Genomic DNA, 14,861 nt, shown 5'->3' on the forward strand with positions numbered 1-14,861 from the left:
CCGAACGGGTGAGGAGATCGCCCGCACGGATCGCGGCGCGTGGGCGCACGTGGTGTGCCCGCCGTCGAAGCTCGACCTTCAGCGGCCTGTGTGCACGGTGTGCTTCACGGAGATCTCGGTGTCCGGTGCGTGCATGTGCGGGGCAGCGTCATGAGCGAGAACGACGACGCTTACGCGGACGCGGCTCCGGCGCCCGTGTCGACGGGTGCGCTGCACGAGCGGTTCGTACTCGGCGCTGTCATGTCGGATCCGAGGGTGCTGCGGGACGTGCAGGCCGAGGTGGTTCCGTCGGACTTCGAGGATCTCCGTCTCGCCGCGATCTACCGGGGCATCATTGGGATGGTCGCGGCGGGGGAGGGCGTCGACTACCTCTCCGTCTACGACCATCTCCGCGACTGGGACGTCCGCGGCGCCGGGTACGACATCACCGACCTGGCCCGGTGGGTGCAGGAAGTCCCGACGACAGCGAACGTCGGGTTCTACGCCCGCCAGGTCCGTGAACGCGCGCTCGCCCGATCACTCGCCACCGTCGGCCGATCGTTGACGGACGCGACCGAGCCCGGCGTGGTCCTCCAGGACGCGATCACCCGACTGACCGAGATCCGCGACCGCGACACGCACACCTCGACGCCGGCGCGCACCCTGCGGGAGATCCTCGCCGTGCCGGAGGAGGAGGACACGTACGACTGGGTGATCCCCGACGTCGTGGAACGCCGCGACCGGCTCATGCTGACGGCTGGTGAGGGTGTCGGGAAGTCGGTGATGCTCCGGCAGCTCGCGGTGCTCCCCGCCGCTGGCATCCACCCGTTCACGTTCGGCATCGTGGAACCGATCCGTGCGCTCGTCGTCGACGTGGAGAACAGTGAACGGCAGTGGCGGCGTGCGATCCGCCGCATGGCCGACGAGGCCGCGATGCGCGGCCGCCGCGACCCCCGTGATCACGTCGCTGTCGAGTTCCTCCCGAAGTCGGACATCACGCAGGCGCAGATCCTCGGAGGCATCCACCGCCGCATCGACGAAGTGCAACCCGACCTCGTCGTCGTCGGGCCCCTGTACCGGCTGGCGCCGGCGATGAAGGACGAGGAAGACGCCGCACCCGTGCTTGAGGCGCTCGACTCCATCCGGGAGCGGGGTGTCGCGATGCTCATCGAAGCGCACGCCGGTCACGAGACGTCTCGCAGCGGTATCCGCAATCTGCGGCCCCGCGGGTCGTCCGCGCTCCTCGGATGGCCGGAGTTCGGGCTGGGTCTGCAGAAGGACAAGGAGACCTCGTCGTACGGCGGGTTCCAGAAGTACTCGCTCGTCAGGTGGCGAGGAGACCGAGACGCGCGCCCGTTCCCGGCGAAGTTCGTGCGCGGGCAGACGTGGCCGTGGGAACCGCTCGCTGGCTACTGAGAAGGAAGGGATGAGGGATATGGCACAGGGAAGCAAGGGGCGTCGTCTGATCGATGCGGTCGACGACCTCGTGGGGGAGCTGCGGACAGCGAACGCGCTCGCAGCGCTCACGTTGGGCGCGGCGGCGCTCGACCACGACACGAAGGGTGAGCAGTCGCCCACAGTGTCGACGGCGGAACGCGCGGTGACACGGAACACGCTGCGGAAGGCGGCCCGCGTGGGCCTTGGCATCGAGGAGGCGTCCCGTGGCAATTGAGGAGCAGCAGACCATCACCCTCGCGAGCACGGAGGTCAGCGATGCCTATCAGGTGGAGCTCACCGTGCGGGACTCGCTGAGCGGCACGGTGGCGACGGTATCGCTGTCGTGGTCGCAGACGCAGGACCTCGTCGACGAGCTGCTGAAGACGAACGCGGATGCCGTGTCGGCGTTCTGGGAAGACCGGGCGCAGCAGTCGGGCGTGGTCCATGCGTTCGATCAGGGCGTGCCTCGCTGCCCGGAATGCGTGGCGGGGAAGTGCCGCAACTGCGACGGGACGGCATGGGATGGCGCGGTCGACAAGCTCACCCAATGCGGGTGCGCGCACGGGCCGGTGGCAGCATGAGCGCCTGGCCCGACACGATGAACGTTGCCCCGATCCGGGAGTGGCCGGGCGAGCTCACCCGCTCGCGGAAGTCGTCGCCGTTCCGTGCGGGGCTGAGCGACACGCTCGACGTGCTCGACCGGGAGATCTGGCAGCTCACCGACACGCGCACGCAGCGCGAGTCTGCCGAGTTGCTGATCGCGATCCCTGCCGGCGACCTGTGGCGCCTCGACGGCAAGCCGCGCGCGCACGCCGTCGCTGAGCACCCGGGCGTGATCTTCTCGCTCGACTCGAAGCACGGCCCCTTGTCGTACCCGTGCGACACCTTCGACCGCTGGCAGGACAACCTGCGCGCAATCGCCCTCGCCCTCGAGGCGCTGCGGAAGGTCGACCGTTACGGCGTCACGAAGCGGGGCGAGCAGTACCGCGGGTTCTTGGCGATCGAGGCGACCTCGGCTCCGGCGGGATTCGCGACCGCAGACGACGCTCTCGCGTTCCTCGGGAAGTTCACGGGTCTCGGGCTCGCTGAGATGAAGTCGATCGTCGGTGCACCGGCTCGCGCGCTCCGGCGGGCGCAGCGGGAAACGCATCCAGACGCCGGCGGTGACGCGGCGACGTTCCAGCGGGTGTCGCTCGCTGAGGCGAAGCTGCGCGAAGAGGGGCTGCTGTGAGCGCCGCGATCATCGTGTGGACGAAACCGTCGTGCCAGCAGTGCCGCATGGTGAAGTACCGCCTCGACGTCGCTGGGGTTCCGTTCGAGGAGCGTGACCTCACTGCACCGGAGAACACGAAAGACCTCGCCCACTTCGCCGGCATCGGCTACCGATCCGCACCGATCACCGAGTACGGCGACATCGCCGTGCCGGGGTTTGTGCCCTCAGAGATCGACCGCATCGTCGAGGCGTGGCGCGTCCGGCAAGGGGTCGCGTCGTGAGCGTCCCGTTGCTGACGCCGCTCGACTCGCCGATCTTCGACGAGGACGTCATCGCTGGGCTGGATGAGCACTTCGATGAGGTTCCCCGTTGCGAGGCGCCGAAGGGCTGCGATAAGCCCGCGACCCACCGACTGGTGATCGTGTGCCCGTGCCGCCGGTGGTCGCGCTGCGGATGCACGGTGCACGTGGCGACGTCGCTGGGCTACCTCGCCACGATGAGCCCGCGCTGCGGACTCTGCCACGCCACGGTCGTCGACTTCTGGACGGTGCCGCTGTGAGCGCCGGCCCGATCGCGCAGGAACGCCAGGCGCACGCGACGCCCCGCGTGTCGACGACCGCGAAGGACCGGATCTGCGCGCAAGGCACGTCCGCCGGCGGCACCGCGGGACGGTCGTACTGCGGCCGCAGCTCAGCGAAGCGCGCGACGTCGTGGGTTGCGGTCACGTGCGCCGACTGTCGGGCCGCGCGCGCAGCTGACGAGGCGGTGCGCTGATGCCGCTCTCCTTCCCACCCCTCCGACACGTCCTCGTCGACGGCGTCACGAAGTGGCAAGCCACGTGCCGCACCTGCGGACAGGACGTCTGCAGTCGCCCCCAGGTCGTGAAGGCCGCCGTCGACGAGATGCGCCGAGCCCACGGACCCGAGAAGACCTGCACGAGAGGAGAACGCTGATGGCCGGGAAGCCCCGCACCTGCACAGTCGACGGATGCACCGACACGACCGTCGCGCGCCGCCTTTGCCGGAAGCACTACCAGGCGGCCATGAAGGCCGGCACCCTCGACCAGCACGCGAAGCTCCCGCCGCGCGTGAAGAACCCGAAGATCTGCCCACCAGATCACCGCCACGGCGAAGTCGGCACCTGCTACGTCCACCACCAGTGCCGCTGCGACGACTGCGTGACATCCCAGACGAAGCGGAACTACCGCCGGCTGCAGCTGAAGGCGTACGGCCGCTACGACACCGGCCTCGTCGACGCCGATCCCGTGCGTGAGCACCTGATCATGCTCGGCGAGTTCGGCCTCGGCTATAAGCGCGTCGCCTCGATCGCCGGCCTCGGCATCACGCCCGTGCGGAACGTGATCTGGGGGCGCCAGGATCCCGGCCCGCGGAAGGGCGAGATGCAGAAGCGCATCAAGCGTGAGACCGCCGAAGCGATCCTCTCCGTCAAGCCCGACATCTCCCTGCTCGCAGGGGGCGCCAGGATCCCGGCCCGCGGAACACACCGCCGGATGCAGGCGCTCGTCGCACGCGGATGGTCGCAGTCGAAGCTCACTGACCGTCTCGGCGTCGAGCGCAGCAACTTCGGCGTCATGATGACCCGCGAGCACGTCACCGCAGACCTCCACCGGCGCGCTGAGCGCCTCTTCGAGGAGCTGTGGGATCAGCTGCCACCGAACGAGGAGTGGCGCGACAAGATCGCCTACACCCGCACGGTGGCGTACGCGAAGCAGCGCCGATGGCTGCCGCCCCTTGCGTGGGACGACATCGACAACGACGTCGATCCGCCCGTCCCCGACGACGAGGAGGGCGGCCTCGACGACATGGCCGTCGAGCTCGCGATCGCCGGCGAGCGTGTCCGGCTGACACCGGCGGAGCGCCGCGAGTGCGTGACCCGCCTTCACGCCGCCCGATGGTCCGACGGTCGGATCGCGGAGACCATCCACTGCGACGTGAAGACCGTTGGCCGCATCCGCGACGAGCTGGGCCTCGCCGCTTTCGACCAGACCGAACTCCGACAGCGAGGAGCAGCATGAGAGCCCTGACCGTTCGACAGCCCGCAGCGTGGGCGATCATCTATGCCGGGAAGGATGTCGAGAACCGCACCCGCAGCCTCGGCCCGTACCGCGGTCCAGTCGCGATCGTGGCCGGCCGCGAGATCCTCGATGAAGACCACCCGTTCTGGGAGCACCCGCTGTACCGCGCAGCGGTCTCACGCGAGACCGCATGGGTGCGGGATCGCCTCGACGTGCGCGGCGCGGTCCTCGGGCTGGTCGACCTCGTTGACATGCACAGCGCCAGTGTCATCCGCGGGTGCGGCTACCTCCGCCATGACTGCCCCGAGCACGGCACTTGTCGCGATCATTGCTCGCCGTGGGCAGAGGGGCCGGCGCCGCGCGGCGGATGGATGCAGCACCTGGTGCTCGCGAACCCGCGCCCGCTCGTCGAGCCCCTCCCGCACACGGGCGCGCTCGGCCTCCGCCGCCTCGACGACGCGACGATCGCGCGCATCGAGGAGGAGATCGCATGACCATCGAAGATCTCCGCGCCACCGTCGACGACTTCCGCGGCATGATCGCCGGGAAGCCCGACGCCGGCTACGCGCTCACCAACGGTGACATCCTCGATCTGCTCAGCGAGCTCGTCACCCGTAGGGACGCCGACGCCGTCATCCGCGGCATCCATGACCCCGTCGACGCCCTCCACCTCCCGTCTGGTCGACGGATGCGCGTGTGCGCGGGGTGCGGCGCCGACGACGGCAATTGGCAGCCGTGGCCGTGCCCGACGATCGGCGCGCTTGAGGCGGTGAACCGATGACGATCCCTCTCGACGCGATCGACCCCGATGCCGCCTACCAGCAGTGGGTCGAACGGTTCCTCTGGCACGTCGACCAGCTCCCCGCTGTGGTCGAGGTCACCGGCACGATCGTCGTCGCCGCCCGCGGCATACGCGCCGCGCCTCTCCGAGAGCGACTGTCCGGCGGTGGCTACATCGACAACATGCCCATCGTCGACGGTCCCGAGGCTCGCAACGGACGCGCCGTATGGGACGCGACCCGCGCGTACATCACCCGAGCGAGCAGCCACCTCGGCATCGAAGGACCTCAGCTTCCGGGCACGCTCCCTGACGACGTCGAGCTGGCGCGGGAGTGGGCGTACGCCGCGAACGGGTGGCTCGCCTCGGTCGTACCGCACATCCTCGCGTGGCCGGATCTCGACGAGCTGGAGGCGGCCCTGTTCCGCCTGATCCGCCGTGCGCGGGCCCGCCTCCACACGGGCACCGTCCGCCGTGCACGACCGGAACGCTGCCGCACATGCGGGCAGGAGGCTGTGCTCGTCGACTGGGTCGACGGTGTCGGCGGCGGCGCGGTACTCACCAAGGCCTGCACGGTCTGCGGCCAGATCTACACCGAAGGAGAAACAGCCTGATGACCCGCTGCCGATGCATCAAGCCGGCATCAGAGCTATGACGACGGCACTCGCCCCGATCACGGCGACGAGAGAGCTCACCAGACCGAACCAGGTGCGCCAGCTGCGCTTGCCTAACCTCCACCTCGATGTCGGCGGCTCGTCAGGTGCCGCGGAGATCGCCATCGCTGCGCACGCCCCAATCAGGGCGACGAACGCCGCGATCTGCGCGGGCAACAGGTCTGCGAGACCACTGAGGTTCCACACGAACGCGGTAGCAAGCACAACGAACGCGAGCAGCAACGCGGTTGCGAACATCACAAGCCAATAGATCGAATCCCGGAATGCCTTCCCGTCGATCCTGTCGCCGCCGCCATCCACGCGACCGCCCGAAGCATCATCCATAGCCCGTCACCGTAGCGGAAAGCACGAACCACCCATGACCCAGCTGACCTACCGGGAAGCCGCGAAACGCGTCGGCCGGTCACGCCGCGCGATCCGGTATTGGCGGCAGGCCGGCATGCCGATGACATGGGAGACACGCGAAGGGCAACGAGTCCGCGTCGTCGACGAACAGGTGCTCCTCTCCTGGTGGCGTCAACGCCTCCAAAACGACCCCGCACACCAGTACCGGCTCCGCGCCCTGTTCGCCGCGCAGGAGACCGCACACGGCGCGACACGCCCGAATGTCAACGTGCTTGACCGGTGAGTGGTTTCCGCCCCTAACGTCAGAGTCGGCAAGGTGTCGCGGAGAGGCGAGCACCACTCGCCCAGCCGGTCGACAAGACCCTCACCCTCATCCCGAGGAACGTCGACCGGCAGCGACCCCTCCAACCCTCGACCCCCGCAAGACGGCCCCGAACGAGCGCGCCAACGCTCGCCGGGGCCTAACCCACCATCGATCGGACTCGATTGGAGGGCTGCAGTGGACGATACCCACGAGCCCCGACACCCAGCGTTCTACGCCACCAACCGCCGCAACATTGACCAGCTGCATGCCGACCGTGACCGCGCCGGCCTCCAACAGCTGATCGACACGCTGCAAGACGCGACCGGGTGGCGTGCGCACGACGCCGCCGACCTGATCACCGAAGCGACGGCCGCGATCGCGAGCATCGACGCCACCTCGCCCCGCACCCTCCACCCCGGGGACCCGGGCATCCGCGTCGGCGACATCCTCGAGTACGACATCCACGGCGAACTCCGCTCCGCAATCGTGCTCATCGTGACCGACTGCCTCGCAGTCACCCACCTCGGCGACGAGATCCCGCTGAGCTGAAACCATCCCGGCCGGGCGTTGAGCCCACCATGCACCGCAGACCTGTCGGGGTCGCGTGCCGCTCCGCCCGGCCGGGATGCCAGACCACCACCGAAGGGACGGCCATGGCAGCTACCGGGAACCTCACGGCACGAGTCCTCGTGCAGATCGGCGACTCCGAACCCCAGCAGGTCGCCGAGGTCCTCGTGCCCGTGTCCGTCACCATCAGCCGCGACGGCCTGTCCGGCAGCGTCCGCGGTACCGTCGCCCTCGACGACGCGAAGATCTGGGGCGACGTCGCCACCGCCCTGCACGCCGCAGCAGATCGCATCGCGAAACTCTGACCATGGCCGGCGCCCGCACCAACACCCGCCGGATGCACCGGCTCCGCGACGAGTTCTTCGACGACGGCCGCCGCTACGACGATGACCCCGCCACCCGGCAGCTGTCGGTCTGCTGGATTTGCAAGGGCCGCATCGACTACACCGCGGGCGCCGGCACCACACCCGACTCCCACCACCTGGACCACCGGCTCCCGGTCAGCACGCACCCCGAGCTGCAGGAAGACCCCGACAACTTCGAACACGCACACAAGGCCTGCAACCAGGAGCGTGGCACCGCAGCACCCACCGCCGGGCTCGGCGAGGAGATGCCGCCCTGGTGGTGATCAGTCGCGGCTGATCGTCTTCTTGGCGTTCGCGTACTTCCCACCCACGACGGCATCCGCCATCGCCCGGCAGTCGTCCTCGTTGTTGTACCCCTGACCGCCGTCCGTCGCGATCACATTCCCGTTGTCAGCCTTCAGCTGCCACGCCCACTTGCCATCAGCCCGCTTGTAGATCCGTCGAGTTGCCACGCTGCACTCCCATCGGTTCGGTGTGACGCCGAGGGTACACGGACACCACGACGCAGAGGGAGAGCCCATGAACCGCTACGCCGCGCACGGCATCCACCACGACGCCCTCACCGGCCGCCGCGTCCTCGTCATCACCCGCACCCAGACCGACGCACGAGACGCGCTCGAACAGATCGCCATGCACGCCGAACCACACGGCGCCCACATCCGCCGAGCCAACGGCCTCGAACGCATCACCTACGACGGCGCAGGGCGAGTGATCATCCGCTCCCGCCGAGGACACGGACACCGCGGCATCACCGCCGACACCATCTACCTCGACGAAGGCGTCGACCCCGAACTCACCATCGACCAAGCCGCATCCCTCATGGCATGCCTCGCCACCAGCCCCACCGGCGAACTCATCCGAGCCTGACCCCCAGAAAATCCACGGAGGGGCCCGAGGCGGACCACCTCCCGCGCGCTGGGTTCCTCTCTCCCCGGGCTGACGGCGGCCCCCCTTCGCGCGCTCGTGCGCGTCTGGCACCTGATTGGAGGCTGACGGTGGTCGATTCGGCGTCTGGGCGGCTCGTGGTGGCGGATTTCGCTGTTGACGACCTGGTGCTGTTTCACCGGAACCCTCGTCGCGGCGATGTGCGCGCGATCGCTGCGTCGCTGGAGCGTCACGGGCAGTATCGGCCGCTGGTCGTGAATGTCGGGTCGCTGACGGGGCGTCGGAACGAGATCCTTGCGGGGAATCACACGTTCTTGGCGGCGTGTGCGCTCGGCTGGGCGTCGGTGCAGGCGACGACGGTCGACGTCGACGACGAGACCGCTCACCGGATCGTGCTCGCGGATAATCGGCTCGCGGATCTCGGCGTGTACGACGACGAGGACCTCGCGGCCGCGATGGTCGCGGCGGGTGACCTCGAGGGGACCGGCTTCACGAGTTCGGACCTGGACGAGCTGCTCGCGCAGCTGTCGACGCCGGTGTCGCTGACAGACCCGGACGACGTGCCTGACCTGCCCGACGAGCGAGACGTGATCTCGCGCGCCGGTGACGTGTGGCAGCTCGGCCCGAATCGGCTGCTCGTCGGTTCGTCGGGAGAGCTCGACGCCGTGCGCGCCGCGGCCGCGGGTGCGGAGATCGCGTGCGTGTGGACCGACCCGCCGTACGGGGTGTCGTACGTCGGCGGCACGGGCCTGACAATCGCGAACGATGGTGCTGACGAGGCGGTCGCCGTGGCGGTCGCGTTCCTCGAGGTCGCCGCCGAACTGTGCCGGCCCGGCGCGCCGGTCTACGTCGCGCACTCGGACGTGCTCCGCGTCCCGCTGCAGGCGGCGATGGAGCGTCTCGGCATCCGGTACCGGCAGACGCTGATGTGGGTGAAGGACCGGTTCGTGCTGTCCCGTGCGGACTACCACTACCAGTCTGAGCCGATCGCTGAGGGCGAGGTCGACCGCGACTTCGAGCCGCTCGCCTACGGGTTCCTGCCCGGCGGTGAGGGACGTCTCGGTCGGGGCGGCGCGCACTGGCACGGCGACAACCGTTCGTCGACCGTCTTCGACGTGAAGCGGCCGACACGCTCGGCGGTGCATCCGACGATGAAGCCTGTCGAGCTCGTCGAGCGGATGCTCGTGAACTCGTGTGCTCCCGGCGGGTGGGTCCTCGACGGGTTCGCGGGATCCGGCTCCACGCTGATCGCCGCGCACCGGCTCGGGCGTCGCGCTGTGCTCGTCGAGCTCAGCCCGCGCTACGCGGATGTGATCTGCCGGCGCTGGCAGGAGCACACCGGCATCGTCCCTGTCCGCGACGGCGTCGAGGTCGACTTCCTGGAGGTCGCGTGTGTCTGAGGTCGACCCGCGGCGCGCGCTGAAGCTGTTCCTCGCGGCGGCGACGTACGAGGTCATCGCCGAGCAGCTCGACTGCACTGTCGACGAGGCGACGACGGCGGTTCAGGCGGCGATCGCGGCATCCCCGGTAGCGATGGACCAGAGCCCCGCGCGGATCCTGGAACTCGAACGGCTCGACGCTCTTCACCGCGCGGTCTGGGCGAAGGCGCTCCGCGGCGATGTCGCGGCGGTCGACCGGGTGCTCCGCATCCAGGAGGCACGTCAGCGGATGCTCGGCGAGCCGACCCGCGTCAAGGATGCGATCACCGATGCGCTCGAAGCGACGCTCAAGGAGCTGAAGACCCAAGCCGCGGACGGTGCGCTGATCGCCTCGCTGCGGCAGGTGGCGCGGCAGATCGATCACGCCGTCGCGAACGGGACCTCGCTCGAGGCGACGAAGGCGATGTACCTGCTCCCGCATCTGTGGAACGGGCTGCGGGAGCTCGGCGCGACGCCGGCGGCGCGCGCGGCGCTGCAGGCGTCCATGCCGGCACCCGACCCGGCGGCGGCCTCGGCGCCGAAGGAGGGCGGTCCGGTTGATCTCGACGACTTCAAGCACCGCCGACGCGGGGGAGCGAGCTGACTTCGAGGGACTGTTCGGATCGGAGACTCCGCGGCTGTGGACGCGCCCGCTGCGCGAGCTCACGCCGGAGACGTCGCTCGGCTTCGAGGTCATCGAGTTCGCTCTGCTGTTCCTCGGGATCGACCTGTACCCGTGGCAGAAGTGGCTGCTGATCCATGCGCTCGAGCTGAACCCTGACGGCACGTTCCGGTTCCGTCGCGTGATCGTGCTCGTGGCGCGCCAGAACGGGAAGAGTCTGCTCGCGGCGGTGCTCGCAGCGTGGTGGCTGTTCGTCGACTCCGACCGGTTCGAGGAGCGGCTCCCGCCGTTCCGGTTCAAGGTGCTCGGCACCGCGCAGAACCTCGACACCGCGCAGGACGTGTGGAACCTCACCGGCCGGTGGTGCGACAAGGAGAACGAGGAAGGCTGCGTGCCGGCGCTCGCACGCGCCGTCGCGAAGATCCAGCGGAAGAACGGCCAGCCCGGCATCTACCTCCGCAACGGCGCGCACTACGAGGTCCGCGCCGCATCCCGCAAGGGCGGCCGAGGGAAGACCGCGGCGCGGGTCCTGATGGACGAGATGCGCGAGCAGCAGACATGGGATGCGTGGGACTCGGTCGCGCAGACCACGAAGGCGATCTTCAACTCGCAGCTGTGGGGTATCTCGAACGCCGGCGACGTGCGTTCCGTCGTGCTCCGCAAGATGCGTGAGAACCTCATCGCCGACATCGAGGCGTGGCTCGCGCGAGGGATCGACGAGCTCGAGGCATACGCGAACGGCGAGCTGCAGGCGCCGACGTCGGCGCTGTTCGAATGGTCAGCGCCCGACGGGTGTGCGCTCGACGACGTCGATGCGATCCTTCAAGCGAACCCGAGCATCGGGCACGGCGAGATCACGATCGAGCAGTGCCTACAGGACGCCCGCGACATGCTCGAGGCGTCGTACCGCACCGAGGTGCTCTGCCAGTGGGTGACGTCGGCCGTCAACTCGTTCATCAGCCCGAAGGACTGGCGGCTCAGGCACACGCCGATCCCGGAGGTCAGCATCCGCCGCGGCGCGCGCACGGTGTGGGCCGTCGACACCGCAGCCGATCGTTCGATGTCGTGGGTCGGTGCCGCGGTCCGCACTGACTCCGGCCGCCCGTTCGCGACGGTGCGTCACCGGCGCGCCGGCATGATGTGGGTGCCTGACTACCTCGAGCAGCTCGCGATCGACTCGGGATGCTGGGAAGTCGCCGTCCAGGCGAAGGGATGCCCGGCGGTCGAGTTCATCGACGAGCTGGAGAAGCGCGGCTTCACCGTGCACAAGCTCGACGGCGGCCAGTTCGCGATCGCCACAGGCCGCATGCGCGACCGGGTTCGCGACGGGCAGCTCGTCGTGATCGAACAGCCCGACGTGGACCTCGCCGTCGAGGGCGGCGTGGTCACGCACTACGCCGAGAACCTCGCTTGGTCGCGCACCCGATCCCAGCCGGTGGACATCGCGGGCCTGGTGGCCATGACCGAGGCGCTCTACGCGCTCGAGGTCCTCGTGCCGCCCGACCCCGAATCGCCGCCGGCCCCGCCGCCCGTGGCGGAGACCGTGCGTCGCGACGACGTCGTGCCGGACGAGATGAACATCGCGCGCGTCGCGTTCTGACAGGAGGACCGCCCATGCTGCAGCTCAACGAGCAGGGTCTCTTCCAGCCCGTCGCCGTGGCCCCGGGTTCGCGCCCGGCTACCGTCGAGCGCGGCTACCAGTCGGCGCAGCTCCCCGGGTGGGGCATGTTCTCGGATGAGTCGCACGAGACGAACGCGGAGCTCGTGTGGCCGGCATCCCTCGAGGTGTACCACCGGATGCGGCGAGAGGACCCGCAGGTCGGGTCCGTGCTCCGTGCGGTGACGACCCCTATCCGACGCACACCCTGGATGATCGACCCAGCCGGCGCGCGCGGCGTCGTCGTCGAGCACGTCGCCAACAACCTCGGTCTGCCGATCAAGGGCCGCGGACCGCTGAGACTTCTCCGCACGCGGGGACGGTTCTCGTTCGAGGAGCACCTCCGGCACGCGCTCCTCGAGCTCGTGTACGGTCACTCGTTCTTCGAGCAGGTGTTCTTCGTGCAGGACGGCCTGGTCTACCTGCGGAAGCTCGGGTGGCGTCCGCCGCGGTCGATCTCCCGCATCGTCGTCGCCCGTGACGGCGGGCTCGAAGCGATCGAGCAGGAGGGGCTCTCCGGGTCCGACATCCGGATTCCCGTCGCGCGGCTCGTCGCGTACGTGAACGACCGGGAGGGTGCGAACTGGCTGGGCCAGTCGCTGCTGCGCACCGCCTACAAGATGTGGCTGCTGAAGGACCGCGGCCTCCGCACGCAGGCGCTGACCCTCGAACGCAACGGCCTCGGTGTGCCTGTGTACGAGGGCGCGGAGATGCCCGAGGCAGTCGCGAAGAGCCCGACTGAGCGGGACCGCTGGCAGACATCAGAACGTGACGCCGGCCTGAGGGTCGCGAAGGAGTTCCGCGCCGGTGACGGTGCGGGAGCGTCGATCCCGCACTCGGCGAGCCTGACGCTGAAGGGCGTCGACGGCCGGCTGCCCGACACCGACAAGCCGATCCGGTACTACGACGAGCAGATCGCGCGCAGCATGCTCGCGAACTTCCTCAACCTCGGCGGCGACAGCTCGAAGGGCTCCTACGCGCTCGGCGCGACGTTCGAGGACTTCTTCACCGGATCGCTCAACGCCCTGTCGCTGCAGGTTGCGGACGTCATGCAGCAGCACGTCGTCGAGGACCTCGTCGACTGGAACTGGGGCGAGGCGGAACCCGCGCCGCGCATCGTGCCCGCCGTGATCGGTGAGGACCAGGCCATCACCCCCGAAGGTCTCGGCCAGCTGATCGACGCCGGCGTTGTGATCCCGGATGCCGTGCTCGAGGAAGCGACCCGCTCCCGCTACCGGCTGCCCGCGAAGGACGAGAAAACCGCTCGGGTCGCACCGACCACCATCCCGGCCGCCGCGCCGGCCGCACCCGAGGAGGATGCATGACCGAGGACAACCGCCGCACCACCCGCTACTGGGGGAGCGTGCCGCCGCCGGAGACTAAGCGGGAGTTCTTCAACGCCGTCACGACGCCGGCGCCGTCTGGTGACGGGTCGATCGCCACGATTCGCATGTACGGGCCGATCGACTCGTGGGGCGGCTACTGGGGCATCTCCACGAAGGACGTCTCCGGTGTGCTGGACTCGCTGCCCGACTCGGTGTCGCAGATCAACCTGCGGATCAACTCGCCCGGCGGCGAGGTCTTCGAGGGCATCGCGATCCTGAACCTTCTGCGCGCGCACAAGGCGAAGGTCACCGCCGTCGTCGACGGGCTCGCGGCATCCGCCGCGTCGATCATCGCCGCCGGCTGCGACGAGACGGTGATGTCGCCCGGCACCCAGATGATGATCCACTCCCCGTGGATGATCACCTGGGGCAACGCGGTCGACCTCCGCAAGAACGCCGACATGCTCGACGGCGTCGAGCGCTCCTGCATCGAGATCTACCAGGCGAAGGCCGGAACGAAGGACTGGGCCGCGCTGCTCGCCGCGGAGACCTGGCTGACCGCGACGGAGACCGTGGGCCTCGGGCTCGCCGATCGCGTCGCGACGATCCCCGACGCCGGCGAGACCGCGACGGTCGGTGACCAGCCGATCGACGAAGACGACATCGAGGACGCCGCGATGGTCATCCCGATCTCCCGCTTCCCCGACCGGGTCGCCGCCGCCGTGGCGCCGGCCCTCCAGACCCCGAGCTCGACCGAGCCGGGTAACCCCAACCGAAAGGAGCTCGCGATGAGCGACGCTTTCCTGGCTGGCGTTCGCGATCGGCTCGGCGTGACCGATGCCGAAGCCTCGGAAGAGACGGTCCTGACCGCTCTCGACCAGGCGCTCGCGGAGCAGGCCGACCCCACCCCCACCGCCGCGCTGCCCGAGGGCGTCGTCGCGATCGACGCCGCGGTCCTCGCGAACCTGCAGACGCAGGCCGCGCAGGGCGCCGCAGCGCGCGCCGAGCAGGCCCAGACGCGACGCGACGGCATCCTCGACGCCGCGCTCAAGGACGGTCGCATCGCACCGGCCTCGCGCGCGCACTTCGCGGCGCTGCTCGAGTCCAACGAGGAGGGCACGACCGCCCTGCTCAACTCCATGCCGAAGAACACGGCCATCCCGGTCGCGGAGCTCGGCTTCCAGCCGCCCGAGGCGTCCTCGGACGACCAGCTCTACGCGATGGCGTGGGGCAACGACACCACCGAGGAGGTCTGAG

The 14,861-nt window shown here is 69.4% G+C and carries 23 protein-coding genes; 21 read left to right on the forward strand and 2 right to left on the reverse strand.

Going from position 1 to position 14,861, the window contains the following annotated elements; genetic code table 11:
* Nucleotides 1–150 precede the first annotated feature (150 nt).
* From J0I43_RS01815 to J0I43_RS01865, 11 genes are all read left to right on the forward strand, one after another.
* The gene (locus J0I43_RS01815) at nucleotides 151–1,395 is read left to right on the forward strand and encodes an AAA family ATPase (RefSeq protein WP_292858067.1); all 1,245 of its coding nucleotides are present in this window, start codon (nucleotides 151–153) and stop codon (nucleotides 1,393–1,395) included.
* 19 nt (nucleotides 1,396–1,414) lie between these two features.
* Entirely contained in the window at nucleotides 1,415–1,651 is a 237-nt protein-coding gene (locus tag J0I43_RS01820) for a hypothetical protein (protein WP_292858070.1), read from the forward strand.
* The gene (locus tag J0I43_RS01825; protein WP_292858073.1) at nucleotides 1,641–1,997 is read left to right on the forward strand and encodes a hypothetical protein; all 357 of its coding nucleotides are present in this window, start codon (nucleotides 1,641–1,643) and stop codon (nucleotides 1,995–1,997) included. Before J0I43_RS01820 ends, J0I43_RS01825 begins: the two co-directional genes overlap by 11 nt.
* Nucleotides 1,994–2,647 (forward strand): hypothetical protein, encoded by a 654-nt coding sequence (locus J0I43_RS01830; RefSeq protein WP_292858076.1) that lies wholly within the window; start codon nucleotides 1,994–1,996, stop codon nucleotides 2,645–2,647. The genes J0I43_RS01825 and J0I43_RS01830 overlap by 4 nt, the downstream gene beginning before the upstream one ends.
* Complete coding sequence (locus J0I43_RS01835; protein WP_292858078.1) at nucleotides 2,644–2,910, forward strand: glutaredoxin domain-containing protein; 267 nt, start codon at nucleotides 2,644–2,646, stop codon at nucleotides 2,908–2,910. Before J0I43_RS01830 ends, J0I43_RS01835 begins: the two co-directional genes overlap by 4 nt.
* On the forward strand, nucleotides 2,907–3,188 hold the full coding sequence (locus J0I43_RS01840) for a hypothetical protein (protein WP_292858081.1): 282 nt from the start codon (nucleotides 2,907–2,909) through the stop codon (nucleotides 3,186–3,188). The genes J0I43_RS01835 and J0I43_RS01840 overlap by 4 nt, the downstream gene beginning before the upstream one ends.
* Nucleotides 3,185–3,403, forward strand: coding sequence for a hypothetical protein (locus J0I43_RS01845; RefSeq protein WP_292858084.1), 219 nt, complete (start codon nucleotides 3,185–3,187; stop codon nucleotides 3,401–3,403). Before J0I43_RS01840 ends, J0I43_RS01845 begins: the two co-directional genes overlap by 4 nt.
* 178 nt (nucleotides 3,404–3,581) lie before the next feature.
* A complete protein-coding gene (locus J0I43_RS01850; RefSeq protein ID WP_292858087.1) occupies nucleotides 3,582–4,664 on the forward strand; it encodes a hypothetical protein in 1,083 nt (360 codons plus the stop codon).
* Complete coding sequence (locus tag J0I43_RS01855) at nucleotides 4,661–5,158, forward strand: hypothetical protein (RefSeq protein ID WP_292858090.1); 498 nt, start codon at nucleotides 4,661–4,663, stop codon at nucleotides 5,156–5,158. The genes J0I43_RS01850 and J0I43_RS01855 overlap by 4 nt, the downstream gene beginning before the upstream one ends.
* On the forward strand, nucleotides 5,155–5,445 hold the full coding sequence (locus J0I43_RS01860; RefSeq protein ID WP_292858093.1) for a hypothetical protein: 291 nt from the start codon (nucleotides 5,155–5,157) through the stop codon (nucleotides 5,443–5,445). The genes J0I43_RS01855 and J0I43_RS01860 overlap by 4 nt, the downstream gene beginning before the upstream one ends.
* Nucleotides 5,442–6,056 (forward strand): hypothetical protein, encoded by a 615-nt coding sequence (locus tag J0I43_RS01865; RefSeq protein ID WP_292858096.1) that lies wholly within the window; start codon nucleotides 5,442–5,444, stop codon nucleotides 6,054–6,056. Before J0I43_RS01860 ends, J0I43_RS01865 begins: the two co-directional genes overlap by 4 nt.
* Nucleotides 6,057–6,074: 18 nt before the next feature.
* Here J0I43_RS01865 and J0I43_RS01870 read toward each other — a convergent pair whose 3' ends face one another.
* On the reverse strand, nucleotides 6,075–6,440 hold the full coding sequence (locus J0I43_RS01870; RefSeq protein WP_292858099.1) for a hypothetical protein: 366 nt from the start codon (nucleotides 6,438–6,440) through the stop codon (nucleotides 6,075–6,077).
* A gap of 34 nt (nucleotides 6,441–6,474) precedes the next feature.
* Here J0I43_RS01870 and J0I43_RS01875 point away from each other — a divergent pair, with 34 nt between their 5' ends.
* From J0I43_RS01875 to J0I43_RS01890, 4 genes are all read left to right on the forward strand, one after another.
* A complete protein-coding gene (locus tag J0I43_RS01875) occupies nucleotides 6,475–6,744 on the forward strand; it encodes a hypothetical protein (RefSeq protein ID WP_292858102.1) in 270 nt (89 codons plus the stop codon).
* A 216-nt stretch (nucleotides 6,745–6,960) separates the two neighbouring features.
* Nucleotides 6,961–7,314: a hypothetical protein gene (locus J0I43_RS01880; RefSeq protein WP_292858105.1), complete on the forward strand. Its 354-nt coding sequence runs from the start codon at nucleotides 6,961–6,963 to the stop codon at nucleotides 7,312–7,314.
* 104 nt (nucleotides 7,315–7,418) lie between these two features.
* The gene (locus J0I43_RS01885; RefSeq protein ID WP_292858108.1) at nucleotides 7,419–7,637 is read left to right on the forward strand and encodes a hypothetical protein; all 219 of its coding nucleotides are present in this window, start codon (nucleotides 7,419–7,421) and stop codon (nucleotides 7,635–7,637) included.
* A 2-nt stretch (nucleotides 7,638–7,639) separates the two neighbouring features.
* Nucleotides 7,640–7,960: an HNH endonuclease gene (locus J0I43_RS01890; protein WP_292858111.1), complete on the forward strand. Its 321-nt coding sequence runs from the start codon at nucleotides 7,640–7,642 to the stop codon at nucleotides 7,958–7,960.
* Here the strand turns inward: J0I43_RS01890 and J0I43_RS01895 are convergent, their stop codons facing one another.
* Entirely contained in the window at nucleotides 7,961–8,149 is a 189-nt protein-coding gene (locus tag J0I43_RS01895; protein WP_292858113.1) for a YegP family protein, read from the reverse strand.
* Between the two features lie 67 nt (nucleotides 8,150–8,216).
* Here J0I43_RS01895 and J0I43_RS01900 point away from each other — a divergent pair, with 67 nt between their 5' ends.
* The 6 genes from J0I43_RS01900 (at nucleotide 8,217) to J0I43_RS01925 (ending at nucleotide 14,860) form a co-directional block, all read left to right on the forward strand.
* Nucleotides 8,217–8,564 carry a hypothetical protein gene (locus J0I43_RS01900; protein WP_292858116.1) on the forward strand — a complete coding sequence of 116 codons (348 nt, stop codon included), beginning with the start codon at nucleotides 8,217–8,219 and terminating at the stop codon, nucleotides 8,562–8,564.
* Between the two features lie 158 nt (nucleotides 8,565–8,722).
* On the forward strand, nucleotides 8,723–9,982 hold the full coding sequence (locus J0I43_RS01905; protein ID WP_292858119.1) for a DNA methyltransferase: 1,260 nt from the start codon (nucleotides 8,723–8,725) through the stop codon (nucleotides 9,980–9,982).
* Nucleotides 9,975–10,604 (forward strand): hypothetical protein, encoded by a 630-nt coding sequence (locus tag J0I43_RS01910; protein ID WP_292858122.1) that lies wholly within the window; start codon nucleotides 9,975–9,977, stop codon nucleotides 10,602–10,604. The genes J0I43_RS01905 and J0I43_RS01910 overlap by 8 nt, the downstream gene beginning before the upstream one ends.
* Entirely contained in the window at nucleotides 10,558–12,222 is a 1,665-nt protein-coding gene (locus J0I43_RS01915) for a hypothetical protein (RefSeq protein ID WP_292858125.1), read from the forward strand. The genes J0I43_RS01910 and J0I43_RS01915 overlap by 47 nt, the downstream gene beginning before the upstream one ends.
* Before the next feature lie 14 nt (nucleotides 12,223–12,236).
* Nucleotides 12,237–13,604, forward strand: a complete 1,368-nt coding sequence (locus tag J0I43_RS01920; protein WP_292858128.1) for a hypothetical protein — start codon at nucleotides 12,237–12,239, stop codon at nucleotides 13,602–13,604.
* Nucleotides 13,601–14,860 carry a head maturation protease, ClpP-related gene (locus J0I43_RS01925; RefSeq protein ID WP_292858131.1) on the forward strand — a complete coding sequence of 420 codons (1,260 nt, stop codon included), beginning with the start codon at nucleotides 13,601–13,603 and terminating at the stop codon, nucleotides 14,858–14,860. Before J0I43_RS01920 ends, J0I43_RS01925 begins: the two co-directional genes overlap by 4 nt.
* Nucleotide 14,861: the final 1 nt, after the last annotated feature.

It is taken from the genome of Microbacterium sp., from assembly GCF_017305435.1.
Classification (GTDB): Bacteria; Actinomycetota; Actinomycetes; order Actinomycetales; family Microbacteriaceae; genus Microbacterium.

What these genes read in the sequence shown, in the direction of transcription:
- J0I43_RS01815 (WP_292858067.1), top strand. Translation starts at nt 151, where the DNA reads ATGAGCGAGAACGACGACGCTTACGCGGACGCGGCTCCGGCGCCCGTG.
- J0I43_RS01820 (WP_292858070.1), top strand. Translation starts at nt 1,415, where the DNA reads ATGGCACAGGGAAGCAAGGGGCGTCGTCTGATCGATGCGGTCGACGAC.
- J0I43_RS01830 (WP_292858076.1), top strand. Translation starts at nt 1,994, where the DNA reads ATGAGCGCCTGGCCCGACACGATGAACGTTGCCCCGATCCGGGAGTGG.
- J0I43_RS01850 (WP_292858087.1), top strand. Translation starts at nt 3,582, where the DNA reads ATGGCCGGGAAGCCCCGCACCTGCACAGTCGACGGATGCACCGACACG.
- J0I43_RS01855 (WP_292858090.1), top strand. Translation starts at nt 4,661, where the DNA reads ATGAGAGCCCTGACCGTTCGACAGCCCGCAGCGTGGGCGATCATCTAT.
- J0I43_RS01860 (WP_292858093.1), top strand. Translation starts at nt 5,155, where the DNA reads ATGACCATCGAAGATCTCCGCGCCACCGTCGACGACTTCCGCGGCATG.
- J0I43_RS01865 (WP_292858096.1), top strand. Translation starts at nt 5,442, where the DNA reads ATGACGATCCCTCTCGACGCGATCGACCCCGATGCCGCCTACCAGCAG.
- J0I43_RS01870 (WP_292858099.1), bottom strand. Translation starts at nt 6,440, where the DNA reads ATGGATGATGCTTCGGGCGGTCGCGTGGATGGCGGCGGCGACAGGATC.
- J0I43_RS01875 (WP_292858102.1), top strand. Translation starts at nt 6,475, where the DNA reads ATGACCCAGCTGACCTACCGGGAAGCCGCGAAACGCGTCGGCCGGTCA.
- J0I43_RS01885 (WP_292858108.1), top strand. Translation starts at nt 7,419, where the DNA reads ATGGCAGCTACCGGGAACCTCACGGCACGAGTCCTCGTGCAGATCGGC.
- J0I43_RS01890 (WP_292858111.1), top strand. Translation starts at nt 7,640, where the DNA reads ATGGCCGGCGCCCGCACCAACACCCGCCGGATGCACCGGCTCCGCGAC.
- J0I43_RS01900 (WP_292858116.1), top strand. Translation starts at nt 8,217, where the DNA reads ATGAACCGCTACGCCGCGCACGGCATCCACCACGACGCCCTCACCGGC.
- J0I43_RS01920 (WP_292858128.1), top strand. Translation starts at nt 12,237, where the DNA reads ATGCTGCAGCTCAACGAGCAGGGTCTCTTCCAGCCCGTCGCCGTGGCC.
- J0I43_RS01925 (WP_292858131.1), top strand. Translation starts at nt 13,601, where the DNA reads ATGACCGAGGACAACCGCCGCACCACCCGCTACTGGGGGAGCGTGCCG.